This window comes from Kordiimonas lacus, from assembly GCF_001550055.1.
GTDB lineage: Bacteria > Pseudomonadota > Alphaproteobacteria > Sphingomonadales > Kordiimonadaceae > Kordiimonas > Kordiimonas lacus.
Map to the genome: position 1 here is coordinate 622105 of NZ_LRUA01000006.1, position 17063 is coordinate 639167.

13 protein-coding genes are annotated in these 17063 nt (G+C 57.3%); 9 read left to right on the forward strand and 4 right to left on the reverse strand.

Annotated elements, in window-relative coordinates; genetic code table 11:
- The first annotated feature begins 69 nt into the window (after positions 1-69).
- The 3 genes from KORLAC_RS11110 (at position 70) to KORLAC_RS11120 (ending at position 5226) form a co-directional block, all read left to right on the forward strand.
- Complete coding sequence (locus KORLAC_RS11110) at positions 70-2889, forward strand: Rne/Rng family ribonuclease (protein WP_068306530.1); 2820 nt, start codon at positions 70-72, stop codon at positions 2887-2889.
- Between the two features lie 160 nt (positions 2890-3049).
- Positions 3050-4441 (forward strand): M48 family metalloprotease, encoded by a 1392-nt coding sequence (locus KORLAC_RS11115; protein ID WP_068306532.1) that lies wholly within the window; start codon positions 3050-3052, stop codon positions 4439-4441.
- An 11-nt stretch (positions 4442-4452) separates the two neighbouring features.
- Positions 4453-5226 (forward strand): DsbA family protein, encoded by a 774-nt coding sequence (locus KORLAC_RS11120; RefSeq protein ID WP_068306534.1) that lies wholly within the window; start codon positions 4453-4455, stop codon positions 5224-5226.
- Between the two features lie 75 nt (positions 5227-5301).
- Here the strand turns inward: KORLAC_RS11120 and thiS are convergent, their stop codons facing one another.
- Positions 5302-6291 carry a sulfur carrier protein ThiS gene (gene thiS / locus KORLAC_RS11125; RefSeq protein WP_068307119.1) on the reverse strand — a complete coding sequence of 330 codons (990 nt, stop codon included), beginning with the start codon at positions 6289-6291 and terminating at the stop codon, positions 5302-5304.
- Positions 6292-6418: 127 nt separating this feature from the next.
- Between thiS and aroQ the strand changes: the two genes are divergently transcribed.
- From aroQ to aat, 4 genes are read left to right on the forward strand one after another with little or no spacing between them, the layout of a single operon-like run.
- A complete protein-coding gene (aroQ, locus tag KORLAC_RS11130; protein ID WP_068306536.1) occupies positions 6419-6874 on the forward strand; it encodes a type II 3-dehydroquinate dehydratase in 456 nt (151 codons plus the stop codon).
- A gap of 25 nt (positions 6875-6899) precedes the next feature.
- Positions 6900-7385, forward strand: coding sequence for an acetyl-CoA carboxylase biotin carboxyl carrier protein (accB, locus tag KORLAC_RS11135; protein ID WP_068306538.1), 486 nt, complete (start codon positions 6900-6902; stop codon positions 7383-7385).
- A gap of 9 nt (positions 7386-7394) precedes the next feature.
- Positions 7395-8747 (forward strand): acetyl-CoA carboxylase biotin carboxylase subunit, encoded by a 1353-nt coding sequence (gene accC, locus KORLAC_RS11140; protein ID WP_068306540.1) that lies wholly within the window; start codon positions 7395-7397, stop codon positions 8745-8747.
- A 15-nt stretch (positions 8748-8762) separates the two neighbouring features.
- Complete coding sequence (gene aat / locus KORLAC_RS11145) at positions 8763-9422, forward strand: leucyl/phenylalanyl-tRNA--protein transferase (RefSeq protein ID WP_068306542.1); 660 nt, start codon at positions 8763-8765, stop codon at positions 9420-9422.
- Here the strand turns inward: aat and KORLAC_RS18695 are convergent.
- From KORLAC_RS18695 to KORLAC_RS11160, 3 genes are read right to left on the reverse strand one after another with little or no spacing between them, the layout of a single operon-like run.
- Complete coding sequence (locus KORLAC_RS18695) at positions 9359-9847, reverse strand: DUF2155 domain-containing protein (protein WP_074519477.1); 489 nt, start codon at positions 9845-9847, stop codon at positions 9359-9361. The genes aat and KORLAC_RS18695 overlap by 64 nt on opposite strands.
- Positions 9847-10290: an outer membrane lipid asymmetry maintenance protein MlaD gene (gene mlaD / locus KORLAC_RS11155; RefSeq protein WP_068306544.1), complete on the reverse strand. Its 444-nt coding sequence runs from the start codon at positions 10288-10290 to the stop codon at positions 9847-9849. Before mlaD ends, KORLAC_RS18695 begins: the two co-directional genes overlap by 1 nt.
- A gap of 33 nt (positions 10291-10323) precedes the next feature.
- A complete protein-coding gene (locus KORLAC_RS11160; RefSeq protein WP_068306546.1) occupies positions 10324-10719 on the reverse strand; it encodes an NADH:ubiquinone oxidoreductase subunit NDUFA12 in 396 nt (131 codons plus the stop codon).
- A gap of 488 nt (positions 10720-11207) precedes the next feature.
- Between KORLAC_RS11160 and KORLAC_RS11165 the strand changes: the two genes are divergently transcribed.
- A complete protein-coding gene (locus KORLAC_RS11165) occupies positions 11208-14873 on the forward strand; it encodes a vitamin B12-dependent ribonucleotide reductase (RefSeq protein WP_068306549.1) in 3666 nt (1221 codons plus the stop codon).
- A gap of 302 nt (positions 14874-15175) precedes the next feature.
- Positions 15176-16939, forward strand: coding sequence for a putative bifunctional diguanylate cyclase/phosphodiesterase (locus tag KORLAC_RS11170; protein WP_074519476.1), 1764 nt, complete (start codon positions 15176-15178; stop codon positions 16937-16939).
- Positions 16940-17063 lie beyond the last annotated feature (124 nt).

A 17063-nucleotide genomic window follows, 5' to 3' on the forward strand; every position in this document is an offset into this window, starting at 1 on the left:
GGACCCTGCCTGCGCCCCCCTTCTTAAAGAGGGCGTGCCTGCGCGGCAGCCAGTCCGGAGAACAATTATATGTCGACAAGAATGCTTATCGACGCGCGTCATCCAGAGGAGACACGCGTTACAGTTATTAAAGGTAGCCGCGTAGAGGAATTTGACTACGAATCAGCAACGAGACGTCAACTTAAAGGGAATATCTATCTTGCACGCGTAACCCGCGTGGAGCCTTCCCTGCAGGCGGCTTTTGTTGAATATGGCGGCAACCGCCATGGCTTCCTGGCCTTCAGTGAAATCCACCCAGACTATTATCAGATCCCGGTCGAAGACCGCGAGCAGATCCTGGCCGAAGAAACGCAAGCTGTTGCGGAACATGGGGACCCGGATGATCTTGACGCGTCTGGCAAAGACGGTGACGCCAACGAAGACGAAACCGAAATCCAGCATGGCGATGATGAGGAAAAAGACGCTGAGATCGAAGAAGCTGCGGCGCGCCGTCGTGGCCTGAAAGCTCTCAAGCGCAAATACAACATTCAGGAAGTGATCAAGCGCCGCCAGGTGCTCCTCGTTCAGGTTGTGAAAGAGGAGCGTGGCAACAAGGGTGCAGCCCTGACCACCTACCTGTCGCTGGCTGGCCGTTACTGCGTGTTGATGCCGAATTCGACCCACTCTGGCGGCATCAGCCGCAAGATCTCCTCTGCCACCGACCGCAAGCGTCTGAAAAAGATGATTTCGGACCTGGAAGTGCCTGAGGAAATGGGCCTGATCGTCCGCACAGCGGGCATGAAGCGGACCAAAACCGAGATCAAGCGCGACTATGAATATATGATGCGCCTGTGGAACGGTATCCGCGAGAAGACACTCGAATCCGTTGCCCCTACCCTCGTGTATGAGGAAGGCAACCTGATCAAACGCACCATCCGTGATCTCTACACCCGCGAGGTGGACGAGATTCTGGTGGAAGGCGAAGAAGGCTACCGCGCGGCCAAGGACTTCATGAAGCTCCTGATGCCAAGCCACGCCAAGAAGGTTCAGCACTATAAGGACCACATTCCGCTGTTTCACCGCTATCAGGTGGAAAACCACCTCGAGGCCATGTTCCAGCCTGTGGTGCAGCTGAAGTCCGGCGGCTATATCGTGATCAACCCGACAGAGGCGTTGATTTCCATCGACGTCAACTCCGGCCGGTCAACACGTGAGCATAATATCGAAGAAACCGCCCTCAAGACCAACCTTGAAGCGTCAGAAGAAGTTGCCCGCCAGCTTCGCCTGCGCGACATGGCCGGCCTTGTTGTGATCGACTTCATCGATATGGAAGAGCGTAACAATAACCGCGCTGTCGAGCGTCGCATGAAAGACGTTCTGAAGGCTGATCGCGCGCGCATCCAGGTAGGCCGTATCTCAAGCTTCGGCCTGATGGAAATGTCGCGTCAGCGCCTGCGTCCGAACCTCCTTGAGGTCAGTATGGAAACATGCCCGCACTGTTCCGGTACCGGCATCGTGCGGTCTGTTGAATCTGCGTCTCTCATGGTTCTGCGCCAGCTTGAAGAAGAAGGCATCCGTGGCCGCAGCTCGCTTGTTCGCGTAACCGCAAGCCCGGAAGTATCCATCTACCTGCTGAACAAGAAGCGCAGCATGCTGACGGAACTGGAATCCCGCTATAACTTCACAATTGAAGTTACGGCGTCGCCATCCTTTGGCTCGTCCGAGACCGAAATCACCCGCGAAGCCATCACGCCAGGCGCCAAATCCGACGCCCCAGTGGAAGCTGCGGTGACCGCAGAGAGCCTTCTGGCTGCTGAGCCTGAAGTTCAGCAGGAAGCAGCGCGCCCTGCCCCAACCCACCATGACGACGAGAAGTCAGACGATGACAAGCCGCGCCGCAAGCGCCGTCGTCGCCGCCGCCGCCGCCGGGGTGAACGTGGCCAGGACGGCCAGGAAATGGACGCACAGGCGCAAAATAGTGACGGCAAGGACGAAGACGACCAGGCCGACGCAGAGCACTCAAACGACGACCAACAGGACGATAACCGCGATGGCAAACCACGCCGCCGCCGTGGCAGCCGTGGTGGCCGTCGTCGTCGGGGTCGCGATGACCGCCCAGCAGGCTCTGAGGGTGATGAAGCCCCAGTCGCTGCTGAAGGTGACGCACCTACGCAGCCAGTTGCCGCCGAAGCCGTGACAGATACTGCCGACGCCAAGACGGAAGAGAAGCCGAAACGCCGCACCCGTGCCCGCAAGAAAGTAGACGCCGATGCGCCTGCCGCGGATACTGACGCCAAGCCGGACGCTGAAGCCGCACCAGAGGCAGAAGAAAAGCCGAAGCGCCGCACGCGCGCCCGCAAGAAGGTTGACGCTGATGCGCCTGCCGCGGATGCCAAGCCGGAAGCAGAAGCTGGGCCAGAGGCAGAAGAAAAGCCGAAGCGCCGCACGCGTACCCGCAAGAAAGCAGACGCTGATGCGCCTGCCGCGGATGCCAAGCCGGAAGCTGAAGCCGCGCCAGAGGCAGAAGAAAAGCCGAAGCGCCGCACCCGCGCCCGCAAGAAAGTAGACGCTGATGCGCCTGCAGCCGATGCTGACACCAAGCCGGTAGCAGAAGCTGCGCCAGAGGCGGAAGAAAAGCCGAAGCGTCGCACACGCAAGGCTGCGCCGAAGGCAGACGCAAAAGCTGATCCAAAAGCAAAAACCAAGGCTGACGCCAAAGCAGATGCTCCCGCCAAACCTGAAAAGGCGAAGCCTGCGGCGAAAGCCAAGCCTGCCCCAAAGCCTGAGGACAAGCCTGTACAGAAAATCTCTGTATCGTCCGACGGTAACGACCAGGCAGCAAGCCCCGTTCCTGCAGAGGACGACGGCGGTCCGAAACGTAAAGGTTGGTGGCAACGTACGTTCGGCTAAGCCTTGAAAGTTTAATCAAAGGCGGCGAGGTCACAGCTTCGCCGCCTTTGTTGTTTATACCACCAAGCGAATAGCCGGTAATCTCACGGCGTTGTCAGTGGATGTTCATTGACGATTAAGCCGCCACCCCATAGCGTGGGCGGAAACTTGGAGACAACTGTTGCGACGCTTCACAAAACTCTTTATCGCCCTTGCTGTTTTTCTGCTGGCTTTCCCCCTGTCGCCTGCCCGCGCGCAGTCAATCCTGAGGGACGCGGAAACAGAGGCCTTTCTCCATGAAGCGTCAGACCCCATCTTCCGGGCCGCCGGATTGACCCCCGCTTCGGTCCATATGTATTTGCTGCATGAAAATTCGATCAACGCCTTTGTCACAGGTGGACAGAATATCTTCATCCACTCCGGCCTGATTCTGGAGGCCGATGATGTGACGGAGTTTCTGGGCGTGATCGCACACGAGACATGCCACATTGCCTGTGGCCACCGGATCAGGACCGGCGAGGCTTACGCGAATGCGGGCACTACATCCATCCTGTCGATGGTGCTGGGGGCGGCTGCCATTCTGGCTGGTGGCGCGGACGCCGGCATGGGCATCATGATGGCCGGGCAATCCATGGCGCAGGGCCAGTTCCTGGCCTACAGCCGCGGTCAGGAAAGCGAAGCAGATCTGGCGGGCGCGCGCTACCTGGAGGAAGCCGGCATCTCCGGCGACGGCATGATTCGCTTCTTCGACAAGCTGCGCGATCAGGAAATCCTGGCCCAAGTGCGCCAGGACCCATATGTTCGGTCACACCCCCTCAACCGCACCCGTATCCTTCAACTGCAGGAAGCAGTTGAGAAGAATCCGCATTTCCAGGCAAAGGCTGACCCGGTTCTTGAGGAAAAATTCCAGCGCTTGAAGGCCAAACTGCTGGGCTACCTTTACCAGCCGCGCCAAACACTCAGAAAATATCCAACCAGCGACACCAGCATCGCCGCGCGCTATGCCCGCGTCTATGCCTACCACAAGTCGCTTGAGTGGGATCTGGCGCTTGCTGAAGCCCGGGCACTGGTGGAAGCGGAACCCAACAACCCATTCTTCTATGAAATCATGGGCCAGATTCTGTTTGAAAACGGTCGGGTGCGTGACAGCCTGCCCATCTTCCAAAAAGCGGTAGACCTAGCCCCCCATGAGCCATTGATTGCGACAGCCCTTGGCCAGGCCATGGTTTCCCTGGAAGACAAGGCCCTGATGGACCGCGCCATCCCGATTCTGGAGGCTGCCACCCGCGATGACCGCGGCAACAGCTTTGCCTGGTTCAATCTGGCGAAAGCCTACAGCTGGATGGGCCGCGACGCGGAAGCCAGCCTGGCGACAGCCGAACGCTTCTATTCAGGCGGCAACCCAATGATGGCTGTGATGCATGCCCAGCGGGCCATGGAAGGCTTCAAGACCGGCACGCCCGAGTGGCTGCGCGCGCAGGACATCCTGTATGTTTCAGAGGAAGCCGCAGAAAAATTCCGAAAACAACAACAGCAACAACAGCGCAGACGCCGTGTTGCCTTTGACCAATAGGACATAACCCAGTGAAGATTACCCCTACCGCGATTGCGCTGGCAGCGACCCTGCCCCTTGTTGGCACGCTTGGCGCGCAGGCCCAGGACACCGCTATTGACCCTGCCGAGCGTGCCAAGATCGAACGCGTGCTTGAAGACTATCTGATGGAAAACCCGGAGATTGTCGTTAAAGCGATCCGCGAGCTGCAACGCCGCCAACTGGTTTCCCAGATGCTGCCCGCGGTCAATCTGTATCGCGATTTTCTGGAACGGGAGGAAGGCGCACCGGTGCTGGGCAACCCGAACGGCGACGTGACAATCGTTGAATTCTTCGATTATCGCTGCGGCTACTGCCGCCGGCACTTCCCATCGGTTTTGAAGCTGGTACAGGACGATGGCAACATCCGTCTGGTGCCGCGCCAGTATCCGATCCTGGACCAGCCAGGTAAGCCGCCGGTCTCTTTCCTAGCGGCCAAAGCCGCCCTCGCTGCCCACAAACAGGGCAAATTCGAAGAGTTCCACCTTGCCGTGATGGGCGACAGCGTCCAACTGACCGAAGACCGCATCTATACCCTAGCGGCATCGGTGGGGCTGAATGTGGACCAACTGAAGGCTGACATGCAGGACAAGCTGGTTGAAAAGAACGTGAAAAACAGCCTGGCCATCGGCCAGGACATCGGTTTTGACGGCACGCCAGGCTATATCATTGCCGACGACATTATCGTTGGCGCCGAAGGCTACAACCGGTTGGCCGAGGCTGTCTCCCGTGCGCGCGAGAATATGGCAGACAACGGCGCGGAGTAACCCGTGTTTGATCAAGACAACAAAAAAGGCCGCTAACTGCGGCCTTTTCTTTTACTGTCATGTGCCTCGCTGGCGCTAGATCAGGCCGGAAAGCGGCGAACTTGGATCGGCGTAGCGTTTCTTCGGCATCCGACCAGCCTGATAGGCCAGCCGCCCGCTTTCAACCGCCAGCTTCATGGCACGCGCCATCTTGATCGGGTCTTTGGCCTCCGCAATCGCTGTATTCATCAAGACGCCGTCACAGCCAAGCTCCATCGCGACAGCCGCATCAGAGGCCGTACCAACGCCCGCATCCACCAGGACGGGCACATTGGCCTGCTCGATCATCAAGCGGATCTGCACCGGGTTCTGAATACCAAGGCCAGAGCCAATCGGCGCACCAAGCGGCATGATGGCCACACAGCCCATGTCTTCAAGCTTCTTCGCTGCAATCGGATCATCAGAGCAGTAAACCATGACCTTGAAGCCGTCGCGGATCAGTTCTTCTGCCGCGATGAAAGTCTCCTGCATGTTCGGATAAAGCGTTTTCTGGTCGCCCAGCACCTCAAGCTTCACGAGGTCCCAGCCGCCGGCTTCGCGCGCGAGCCGAAGCGTCCGCAGCGCAGACTGGGCATCAAAACAGCCTGCCGTGTTGGGCAGGTATGTGATCTTCCTGGGGTCCAGATAGTCCACCAGCATCGGCTGGTTCGGGTCTGACACATTCACCCGGCGCACGGCAACGGTGACGATTTCGGCGCCGGAGGCTTCAACCGCCTTGGCTGTTTCTTCGAAATCCTTGTATTTGCCAGTGCCAACGATCAGGCGCGAACGGTACTGCTCGCCCGCCAGGGTCCATGTGTCTTCGTTTGGGTGCGTCACTGTTTCCAGTCCTCCGCCGATAAAATGTACAATCTCAAGCTTGTCGCCGTCTTCCAGCATGACCTCGGAAAAGGTGGACTTGGGCACAATCGCCAGATTGCGCTCGACAGCGACCTTCGTTGGGTCCAGCCCCAGCCCTTCCAGAAACGCATGAAGGCTTGCATTCCCTTCAAGCGTTTTCACTTCACCATTCACTGTAATTTGCATCTGAACTGCCAAACCTTTACGCGCAAAATGAATTTCCGCAAAAAAATACCGAAGCGGCTTTGCATGCCATGCATATGGCATTATACAGGGGGCATCAAGCGATCTGTCGAAACATTTGGATTCGATTATGAGTGAAGCGCCACAAAAAACGATCATGGTCCTCAATGGCCCCAACCTTAATCTGTTGGGAAGCCGAGAGCCCGAGACCTATGGCAATCTGACATTGCCGGAGATCGGCAAGATGATCAAAGAACATGCGCAGAACCACGACCTGAATGTGGATTTCCGGCAGACCAATCACGAAGGCACGCTTGTGGACTGGATTCAGGAGGCCGGTGATGGGGCCGACGGCATTATTTTAAACGCCGCGGCATATACCCACACGTCGGTCGCAATCCGAGACGCAATTGCTGCTATCAACACACCAGTTATTGAAGTGCACTTATCCAACGTTTTCGCGCGGGAGGAATTCCGCCACCACTCATTCGTATCCGATCAGGCTGCGGGGGTGATTTGCGGTTTTGGCGCGACCGGATATGTGCTTGCGATTGACGCGTTTGCGAGTATGCTGCGCGTCAATTAATGACCAGGGGTTAAAGGCTACTTACATGTCAAAGATTAAAGAATATAAAGAGCTTGTGCGCGAGCTCGCCGAGCTTCTAGACAAATCCACTCTGTCTGAGATCGAAGTGGAAGAAGAAAATCTGCGCATCCGCGTTGCACGCGAAGTGCCTTCCAGCATCAATTATGCTGCGCCTCAAATGGCTGCGCCGGCACCAGCCGCGGCACCTGCTGCCGCACCGGCTCCTGCTGCAGCGCCCGCACCCGCTGCACCTGCTGCCGCTGACCCGGCTGATCATCCGGGCGCCGTACCGTCGCCAATGGTTGGTACCGCCTATACGTCACCAAGCCCAGGCGCAGACCCCTTCATCCAGGTTGGCTCTACCGTGAAGGAAGGTGATACCATCCTGATCATCGAAGCCATGAAGGTGATGAACCAGATCAAAGCGCCGAAATCCGGCACTGTGAAAGAAATTCTGGTTGCCGACTCCCAGCCGGTTGAGTTCGGTGAAACCCTTTGCATCATCGAGTAGGGACACCTTTTGATGATTAAAAAAGTCCTCATTGCAAACCGGGGCGAGATTGCGCTCAGGATTCACCGTGCCTGTCACGAAATGGGCATCAAGACGGTGGCTGTGCACTCCACAGCTGACGCCGACGCGATGCATGTGCGGCTGGCGGACGAATCCGTTTGTATCGGCCCGCCCTCTTCCACAGACAGCTACCTGAATATCCCGGCGATCATTTCGGCCGCCGAGATCACAGGCGCTGACGGCATCCACCCGGGCTATGGCTTCCTTTCAGAGAATGCGCATTTCTCCGAAATCGTGGCCGAGCACGGCATTGCCTTCATCGGCCCATCGGCGGAACACATCCGCATGATGGGTGACAAGATCACCGCCAAGGAAACCGTGAAGAAACTGGGCATCCCGGTTGTTCCCGGCTCCGAAGGCGGCATCACCGACGATGTTGAAGCCAAGCGGGTATGTGAAGAAATCGGCTATCCGGTGATCATCAAGGCTTCTGCCGGTGGTGGTGGCCGCGGCATGCAGATTGTGCGTTCGGCTGATGAGCTGTCGACCAAGCTGAAGACCTGCCGCACCGAAGCCAAAGCGGCGTTCGGCGATGACGCGGTCTATATCGAGAAGTTCCTCTTGAAGCCACGGCACATTGAATTCCAGTTGATCGGCGATAGCTTCGGCAACTGTATTCACCTTGGCGAGCGCGACTGCAGCCTGCAGCGCCGGCACCAGAAGGTGCTTGAAGAAGCGCCTTCGCCTGTCATCGACAGCGAAACGCGTGAGCGCATGGGCGGCATCGTTGCCAAAGCGATGGCCGAGTTCGGTTACTGCGGTGCCGGCACCATCGAGTTCCTCTATGAAGACGGTGAGTTCTATTTCATTGAAATGAACACCCGGGTTCAGGTGGAACATCCCGTGACCGAAATGATCACCGGGATCGACATCGTGCGCGAGCAGATCCGCGTGGCATCGGGCGAGAAGCTTTCTTACACGCAGGATATGGTGCGGTTCTTCGGCCATGCCATCGAATGCCGCATCAATGCCGAGCATCCCTTCACCTTCATGCCAAGCCCGGGCGTGGTGACACAGTATCACCCACCAGGTGGCTTGAACGTGCGCTGCGACAGCGCTGTTTACGCGGGCTATAAAATCCCGCCTTATTATGACAGCATGGTCGCCAAGCTGATTGTGTCCGGCTACACCCGTGAAGGCTGCCTGCTGCGCCTTCGCCGGTCGCTCGAGGAATATGTCATCGACGGGGTGACGACCACCATTCCGCTCCATCAGGCGCTGATGGACGACCCGGAATTCCAGAAAGGGGATTATGATATCCACTGGCTGGAAAAATTCCTTGAAAAGCACAACGCAAAATAAAGTATATTAGGGGTTATGCCGCACGACAGTATAACCCCTAATCTTTTGCTCCAGGCCTACGCTGCCGGCGTCTTTCCCATGGCCGACAGCCGGGAAGACGACGAGCTGTTCTGGGTTGACCCGGATGAACGCGGCATCATTCCCCTGGACAAGTTCCACATACCGAAATCGCTGGCCAAGATTGTGCGCCAGGACCGTTTCACGGTAACTGTGGACGAAGCCTTCCAAAAGGTTGTGCAAGCCTGCGCGCGCCCTGCCCGTGGCCGCAACACCACCTGGATCAGTGAACGGATCGAGCATCTCTATACCGATCTTCACGAGCGCGGCTTTGCCCACTCAGTAGAATGTTGGCTTGAGGGGGAGCTGGTCGGCGGGCTGTATGGTGTGTCGCTGGGCGGTGCCTTCTTCGGCGAAAGCATGTTCCATACCGCAACCGGCGCCAGCAAGGTTGCGCTGGCGCACCTGGTGGCCCGGTTGAAGGCCGGGCGATTTATCCTGCTGGATACCCAGTTCGTAACGGATCATCTGAAGCAGTTCGGAGCGTGTGAGCTACCGCGCGAGGAATACCAGGCAATGCTAAAGGCCGCGCTGATGATCCACTCGGCCAATTTCTACGGCTTGGGTGCATCCTCCGACGGCTCGACCGTCTTGCAGTTGATCACCCAGACATCATAAACCGAATGCTCAAGCGGGTTGAGCGCCGGGCTTGATGCCACCATCCAGCCTTCGAAAACACGCTCGCGGTCCTCATTTCTTTTGAGGTCCTCGATTTCCAGATAGGCAAATGTCTCTGGCGGCTCGATTGGCTGCCTCGTGCGGCAATAGAGAGCCTTCAGGGCCAGGGTGCCAAAGCGCGCCTCGTCACCAACCGGCAGTTCAATTTCGGTGATGCGGGCCGTGATTTTATCAAGCGCGCGCAGCACCACAACATTATGGGCGACATTGTCGGCACGCTTGGCATCGTCTTCAAGGCCGGCGGTTTTTTGCGCCGCCGCCTCTGTCGGTTGTGATGCGTTTTGGAATGTGTCCTGGGCCGCTGCGGTCTGGCCGCTCAGGCAAATCAGGGATGCCAGCGCGATATGCAGCAGCCCTGCTTTCATCAATTGCTGTCGCCTGTTGCGAACTTGCCAAACAGGCTGATCAGGTCAACCGCATCCTGGGTTTCTGAAATCTCATCGCCGTCAGCCAGCGTTTCCAGCATACCGCCCGGTAGCAACCGCAGGTATTTACCGCCCAAAAGGCCTTCCTGGCTCACTGCTGCTGCCGTGTCTGTCGGAAGTTCAATGCCCCGCTCTACAGAAAACTGCACCACGGCCTGGAATGTCTCTTTATCAAGCGTATTGGACACCACGGAACCCACCTTGACCCCCGCCAGACGGACGTCCGACCCAACGCCGATACCGTCAATCTGGTCGAACTTGGCCACCAGCGTATAGCCGCCAGACATGGCACCGTCCGTGCGCTCGTAAGCAAACATAAGGAACCAGCCCGCGATCAGCAGAACCAGCGCACCGATGAGAGATTCAACAAGATTGCTCGACATAAATTTCTTTCGCTGGCTTGAGATGCCCTGCCCTTATGGGCGCCAGGCCTCATAGTCTGCCGTGGTGGATGCGCGCTGTGCCGCGTTCACGGCGCCAGCTGGCACATAGGCGCCGGCTGTACCGGTCATGTTTTCCTGATGTTCTTTTTCCCATGGCTTACTCTGGATCGGCTGCTCGGACGGCAGCTCATCAACAGTATAGTGCAGCCAGCCATGCCAGTCTGCTGGCACGCGGGACGCCTCAACCGGGCCGTTCTTGTAGATAACCCAGCGGCGATGGCCGTTCTTTTCCTGATAGTAAACGTTGCCCTGATTGTCTTCGCCCACTTTCACACCCTTGCGGCTGGTGAACAGACGCGTACCGAAGGTGGCGGAATTCCACCAAGTGAAGATCGGTGACGAAAACAGTTTAGAAATCAGACCAGTCATTACTTTTTTCCATCAATTGCGGGAACATTCGCGCCCGTTTAGCACGTTTGGCCCCCAAGGAAAAGCCGCAACAACACCCATATTTCGCAATTGTGACATTTCTGGGTCCAGTTCACCCGGCGCCATCCGATTCGGCCATCACAGCCTCCCACGAGAAGCATGAAGGAAATGTTACAGGGCGGTTGAAAAAAAATTTAACGAAGCGAAAAACACACCCATGTTTGGAAAGACTCATGGTGCAACAATGAGTCGTCTCCCACCCTTCACAGAAAGGGCCAATGTCAACCGACTTAAAGTGAAAAATAGGACTTGTCCCCCTCGCCGTTTCACACATAGGATTGGGCCCACTCAAGGGAGCAGCCACTAGATATAGTGGTAGAGTAAGAATTAGGGGCTGGACGGCGCGCGCCTGGGCAGGGGCTGGTTTGCAGGCGCTTGAGCAGCGAGATTCCAGTAAAACATGAGCGATAACCGAACGGGGGAACCGCATGCGTATTGAACGCCGTTTTACCAAAGATATGTCATGTCCATATGCTGGACAGGAGTGGCGTACTGCAATCAGTGAAATCAGGAACCCAGATGGTTCGATCGTTTTCCATATGGATAATGTGGAAGTACCCACAAACTGGAGTCAGGTCGCGACCGACATCATTGCGCAGAAATATTTCCGCAAGGCTGGCGTACCCCAGGCCCTGAAACCTGTCGAAGAAGAAAGTGTGCCCAGCTGGCTGTGGCGCAAGGAAGCCGACAAAGACGCACTTGAAAGCATGCCAGAAGACAAGCGTTACGGCAGTGAGGCCAGCGCCAAGCAGGTTTTCGACCGTCTCGCCGGCACCTGGACATACTGGGGCTGGAAAGGCGGCTATTTCGATAGCGAAGCCGACGCCAAGACCTTCTTTGACGAAATGCGCTTCATGCTGTCGAACCAGATGGCGGCACCAAACAGCCCGCAGTGGTTCAACACGGGTCTCCATTGGGCGTATGGTATCGACGGTCCGGCACAAGGCCACCACTATGTAGACTTCGAAACCGGCAAGCTTGTGAAGTCTAAAAGTTCTTACGAGCATCCACAGCCGCATGCCTGCTTCATCCAGGGCGTATCTGACGATCTGGTGAACGATGGCGGCATCATGGACCTCTGGACTCGCGAAGCCCGCCTCTTCAAATATGGCTCGGGCACCGGCTCCAACTTCTCGAATATTCGTGGAGAGGGCGAAGCTCTCTCTGGTGGCGGAAAGTCCTCCGGCTTGATGAGCTTCCTCAAAATCGGCGACCGTGCCGCTGGGGCAATCAAGTCAGGAGGCACCACCCGCCGCGCCGCCAAGATGGTGGTGGTGGACATCGACCACCCTGACATTGACGACTTCATCAACTGGAAAGTTGTTGAAGAACAAAAGGTTGCAGCGCTTGTTTCAGGTTCGAAGCTGAATGAAATTCACCTGAACCGCATTATGAAAGCGTGTCATGACGCCAAGCCGGACATGGGTGACAAGGCGTTTGAGCCGAAGGAAAACAAGCTTCTCAAGAAGGAAATCATCGCCGCCCGTAAGGTGATGATCCCTGAAAACTATGTGCAGCGCGTGATCCAGTTCGCCAAGCAAGGCTACTCGTCGATCGACTTCAAGACCTACAATACCGACTGGGATTCGGACGCCTATCTGACCGTTTCCGGCCAGAACTCCAACAACTCCATCCGTGTCACCGACGATTTCATGAAAGCCGTGAACGACGGCGCGGAATGGAACTTGGTGAGCCGTACAGACGGCAGCATTGCCCGTAAGCTGAACGCCAAGGACCTGTGGCGCGACGTGGGCCACGCGGCCTGGGCTTGCGCTGACCCCGGCATCCAGTTCCACACCACAATCAATGACTGGCACACCTGCCCGGCAAGCGGCGACATCCGCGCGTCGAACCCATGCTCCGAATATATGTTCCTCGATGACACAGCCTGTAACCTGGCGTCGCTGAACCTGATGACATTCCGGGCCAAGGATGGCAGCTTCAAGGTTGAGAACTTCAAGCATGCGTGCCGCTTGTGGACCATGGTGCTTGAGATTTCCGTCCTGATGGCGCAGTTCCCATCGAAGGAAATCGCCAAGCTCTCCTACGAGTTCCGTACGCTGGGCCTTGGCTTTGCCAACATCGGCGGCCTTCTGATGAGCCTCGGCATGTCCTACGATAGTGACGAGGGCCGCGCGCTTTGTGGTGCCATCACTGCCCTGATGACCGGCGAGTCTTACGCGACATCCGCGGAAATGGCCTCTGAGTTGGGCGCTTTCCCAAGCTACAAGAAAAACGCCGACCACATGCTGCGGGTCATCCGCAACCACCGGCGTGCCGCATTCGGCCAGGATGACGGCTACGAGAAGCTGCACACCAAGCCTGTGCCGCTGGATATCGAGAGCCTGACTGACCCAGCAATCGGTGTCGCTGCCGGTGAAGCCTGGGACCGCGCGCTGGAGATCGGCGAAGAACACGGTTTCCGGAACGCACAGGCAACTGTGATTGCACCTACCGGCACCATTGGCCTGGTGATGGACTGTGACACCACGGGCATTGAGCCTGACTTCGCGCTGGTGAAGTTCAAGAAGCTCGCGGGTGGCGGTTACTTCAAGATCATTAACCGCATTGTACCGCAAGCCCTTGAAGTACTTGGCTATGACGGCGAAGAGATCAACGATATCATTCTCTATGCCGTGGGGAACAGCACGCTGAAGGACGCGCCTGGCGTGAACCATGAAACGCTGAAGGAGCGTGGCTTCACAACGCGTGAGATTGATGCGGTCGAAGCCCAACTGAAGAATGCGTTCGACATCAAGTTCGTGTTCAACCAATGGACGCTGGGCACGGATTTCTGCAAGGAAACGCTGGGCCTGACCGACGAACAGCTGAACGACTATAATTTCGACCTTCTGGCCGCCATCGGCTATGACCGCGAAGAAATTTCAGCCGCCAACCTCTTCTGCTGCGGCGCCATGACGCTTGAGGGCGCGCCGCACCTGAAGGAAGTGCACTATAATGTGTTCGATTGCGCCAACCCATGCGGCAAGATCGGCAAGCGCTCGCTTTCCTGGAAAAGCCACATCCACATGATGGCGGCGGCACAGCCGTTCATCTCAGGCGCTATCAGTAAAACCATCAACATGCCGAACTCGGCCGACGTTGACGACTGTATGGCGGCTTATGAGCTCAGTTGGTCGCTTGCGCTCAAGGCCAACGCACTGTACCGCGACGGCTCCAAGCTCAGCCAGCCGCTGAATGCTGCCCTTCTGGACCCAGAGGATCTTGAAGAAGACCTCGAGGAAATGAATGTGGCAGAGCGCGCCGAAGTGATCACTGAGCGGATCGTTGAACGCATCGTTGAAGTGGAACGCGAAGCCGCAACCAAGCGCAAGCGTCTGCCGGAGCGCCGCAAGGGCTACACCCAGAAAGCCATCGTTGGCGGGCACAAAGTCTATCTTCGTACCGGCGAATATGATGACGGCAGCGTAGGCGAGATCTTCATCGACATGCACAAGGAAGGCGCTGCGTTCCGGAGCCTGATGAACAACTTCGCCATCGCCATCTCCATCGGTCTCCAGTATGGCGTGCCGCTTGAGGAATTCGTCGACGCCTTCACCTTCACGCGCTTCGAGCCATTCGGCCGCGTGGAAGGCAACGACACGATCAAGATGGCAACTTCGCTTCTGGATTATATCTTCCGCGAGCTGGCGATCTCCTACCTTGGCCGGGATGATCTGGCACACGTCCAGCCTGCAGACCTCGCACCCGACACAACGGGGCGCGGCGACAGCGGCGACGGCCTGCCTGCCATGAACGAAGAGGTTACCGAAGCCCTGGAGCGCGTCCAGAAATTCGCGTCCTCCGGCTATGTTCGCGGCAGCAACCTGGTTGTCCTGAAGTCGAAAGATACCAAGGATACCAAAGAGTTAGAGACTGTTGCTGTAGCCACCGGCACGACCGGCACTGCCGCGGTCTCCGTTGGGTCGGCCATGGCGAATGGCGCCACCGAAGCAACCGTTGATGCCCGGGTCGCGGCCCGGATGAAGGGATATGAAGGCGATGCCTGTGGCGAATGCGGCAACTTTACGCTCGTTCGCAACGGCACGTGCCTGAAGTGCGACACTTGCGGCGGCACAAGCGGCTGCAGCTAAGCAATTAAAGAATTACCCCACCCACTAACCCGTCCCAGTGGGTGGATATCTCGGGGAAGGTCCTGCCTTCCCCAATTTTTTTTTGCCTGTACCAAACCAACAGACGCCTGCCCCGGCGGCTTTCACGAAATTGCCTATAATTTTCAACTTGTTGTTTCCACGGCGCAGACACGCGCCTATAGTATCGCCTACAGCACTTGAACCTTTACCAAATCTTTACTGGCGGGGTGTTCAAGTGTCGGGGTGCGCGGGGGTGAGGCTCTGCCATTTCTTGTGTTGTATTATTTATCGTGGAGCTAACGGTGGCCGACACGCTAGGAAGCAAGGTTTCTCCGATTGCCAACTCATCTGGCGATGGTTCCCAGTCGACTCGCATTGTCAATACGAGCGCCGTTGCCGAACGCCTGCCAGTTGGCATTCTCGTGTGTGGTGTAACCACCGGCAATGTCATTGAAGCCTTGTTTATCAATGGGTTCGCCCGCGATGTGTTCGACCTGAAAGAAGGCGCGCAGATGCCCTGCACGCTCGACAGTGTCTGGAGCGCCAGCGACAACCATGTGCTCGCAGGCCAAATCCTGGAAGTATACCGCTCGGGCCGCAGCGCCAGCTTTGAATGGTCCATCCGCGCCGGCGCGATGGAGCGCTTCCTATCGTCCCACCTGCTGCCGCTTGAGGATCACGAAGGCCGTGTCTATCAGGTGATCTGCACCATTGAGGACCAGACGGCCGAGAAGCTTGCCGAACGCAACCTGTTGCACCACGCCTTTCACGATGCCCTCACGGGCCAACCCAACCGGGTGCTGTTCCGCAACAAACTTGAAGAGGCCGTGGCAGAGTGTCAGCGGTCCGGCCAGACCACAGGCTGCGCCGTCCTGATCATCAATATCGACCGGTTCCAGCAGATCAACGAAAGCTTCGGCCATTCATCAGGTGACCGCTTTCTGATCTCCATGGCGTCCACACTTCGCCGCTGCATCCGCAGTTCAGACACGCTCGCGCGCCTTTCTGGCGACGAGTTTGCGATTCTCGTCTCCCGCTTCAGCGACATTGAAGAGGTTGAGATGATCTCCCGCCGTATTCATGACGCCATGGCGCTTCCGTATGACCTGGATGGCAATGAAGTTTTCACCAGTGTTTCCGTAGGCGTGGCGACCACGATTTCCAGCTCTACCCACCCGGAAGACCTGATCCGCGATGCCGATTTCGCCATGCACCGCGCGAAATCCGCCGGCAAAGCCCGGACAGAGATTTATCGCAGCGATTCGCATCAGCGCGCCCGGTCGCAGTTCCACCTGGAAACCGAACTCAGGCGTGCTGTCGAACGCGGCGAGCTTGAGCTTAACTATCAGCCCATCATTGATCTGAAGACAGACACACTGCACGGCTTTGAGGCCCTCACCCGCTGGGTCCACAAGGATCGCGGCGTGGTGTCTCCCATTGAGTTTATCCCACTGGCGGAAGAAACCGGCGTGATTGTCAACCTTGGCCGCTGGGCGGTTGACTCGGCCTGTGCCGCGGTTAAATCCTGGCTCGATGAGATGGGGCCGGAGAATACAGTCCCGGTGAATGTGAATGTCTCAGGCGTTCAGTTCGCGCGCGACGATATCGCCGGCATGGTGGAAAAGGCGCTGAAGGAATATGACCTCCCGGGCCATCTGATCCGCATCGAGCTGACAGAAAGCGCCATTATGGCCAACCCGACCCGGATTTCCGAAACTTTGTCCCGAATCCGTAAGCTAGGTGTCAAAGTGGCCCTCGATGATTTCGGCACTGGCTACAGCTCGCTTAACTATCTTCACCAGTTCCCCATAGATATCATCAAGATCGACCGCAGCTTCATCAACCAGCTTGAAAAGGACAATGCGCCTTTCAAAATTCTGGAAATGATCGGCATGTTGGCCACAAACCTGGGCCACGAAGTGGTGGCGGAGGGGCTAGAGGATCTGGAGCATATCGACATGCTGCGGAATTTGGATTTCAGCTTCGGACAGGGGTATTTCTGGTCGAAGCCTGTGAATACCGCCTCAGCAACAGAGATGGTGCGCGGCAAGCTGCCTTGGGCTTGACCTGGCCTGCCCCCTTGAAGGCCGTCCCGAGCCGCCCCACATATGGTGTAAAGACGGCCCCGTCTATAGATAGGGCCGGTAATAGCGGCCAATGACAGGGAATGATATGAGCGAGGACATCACG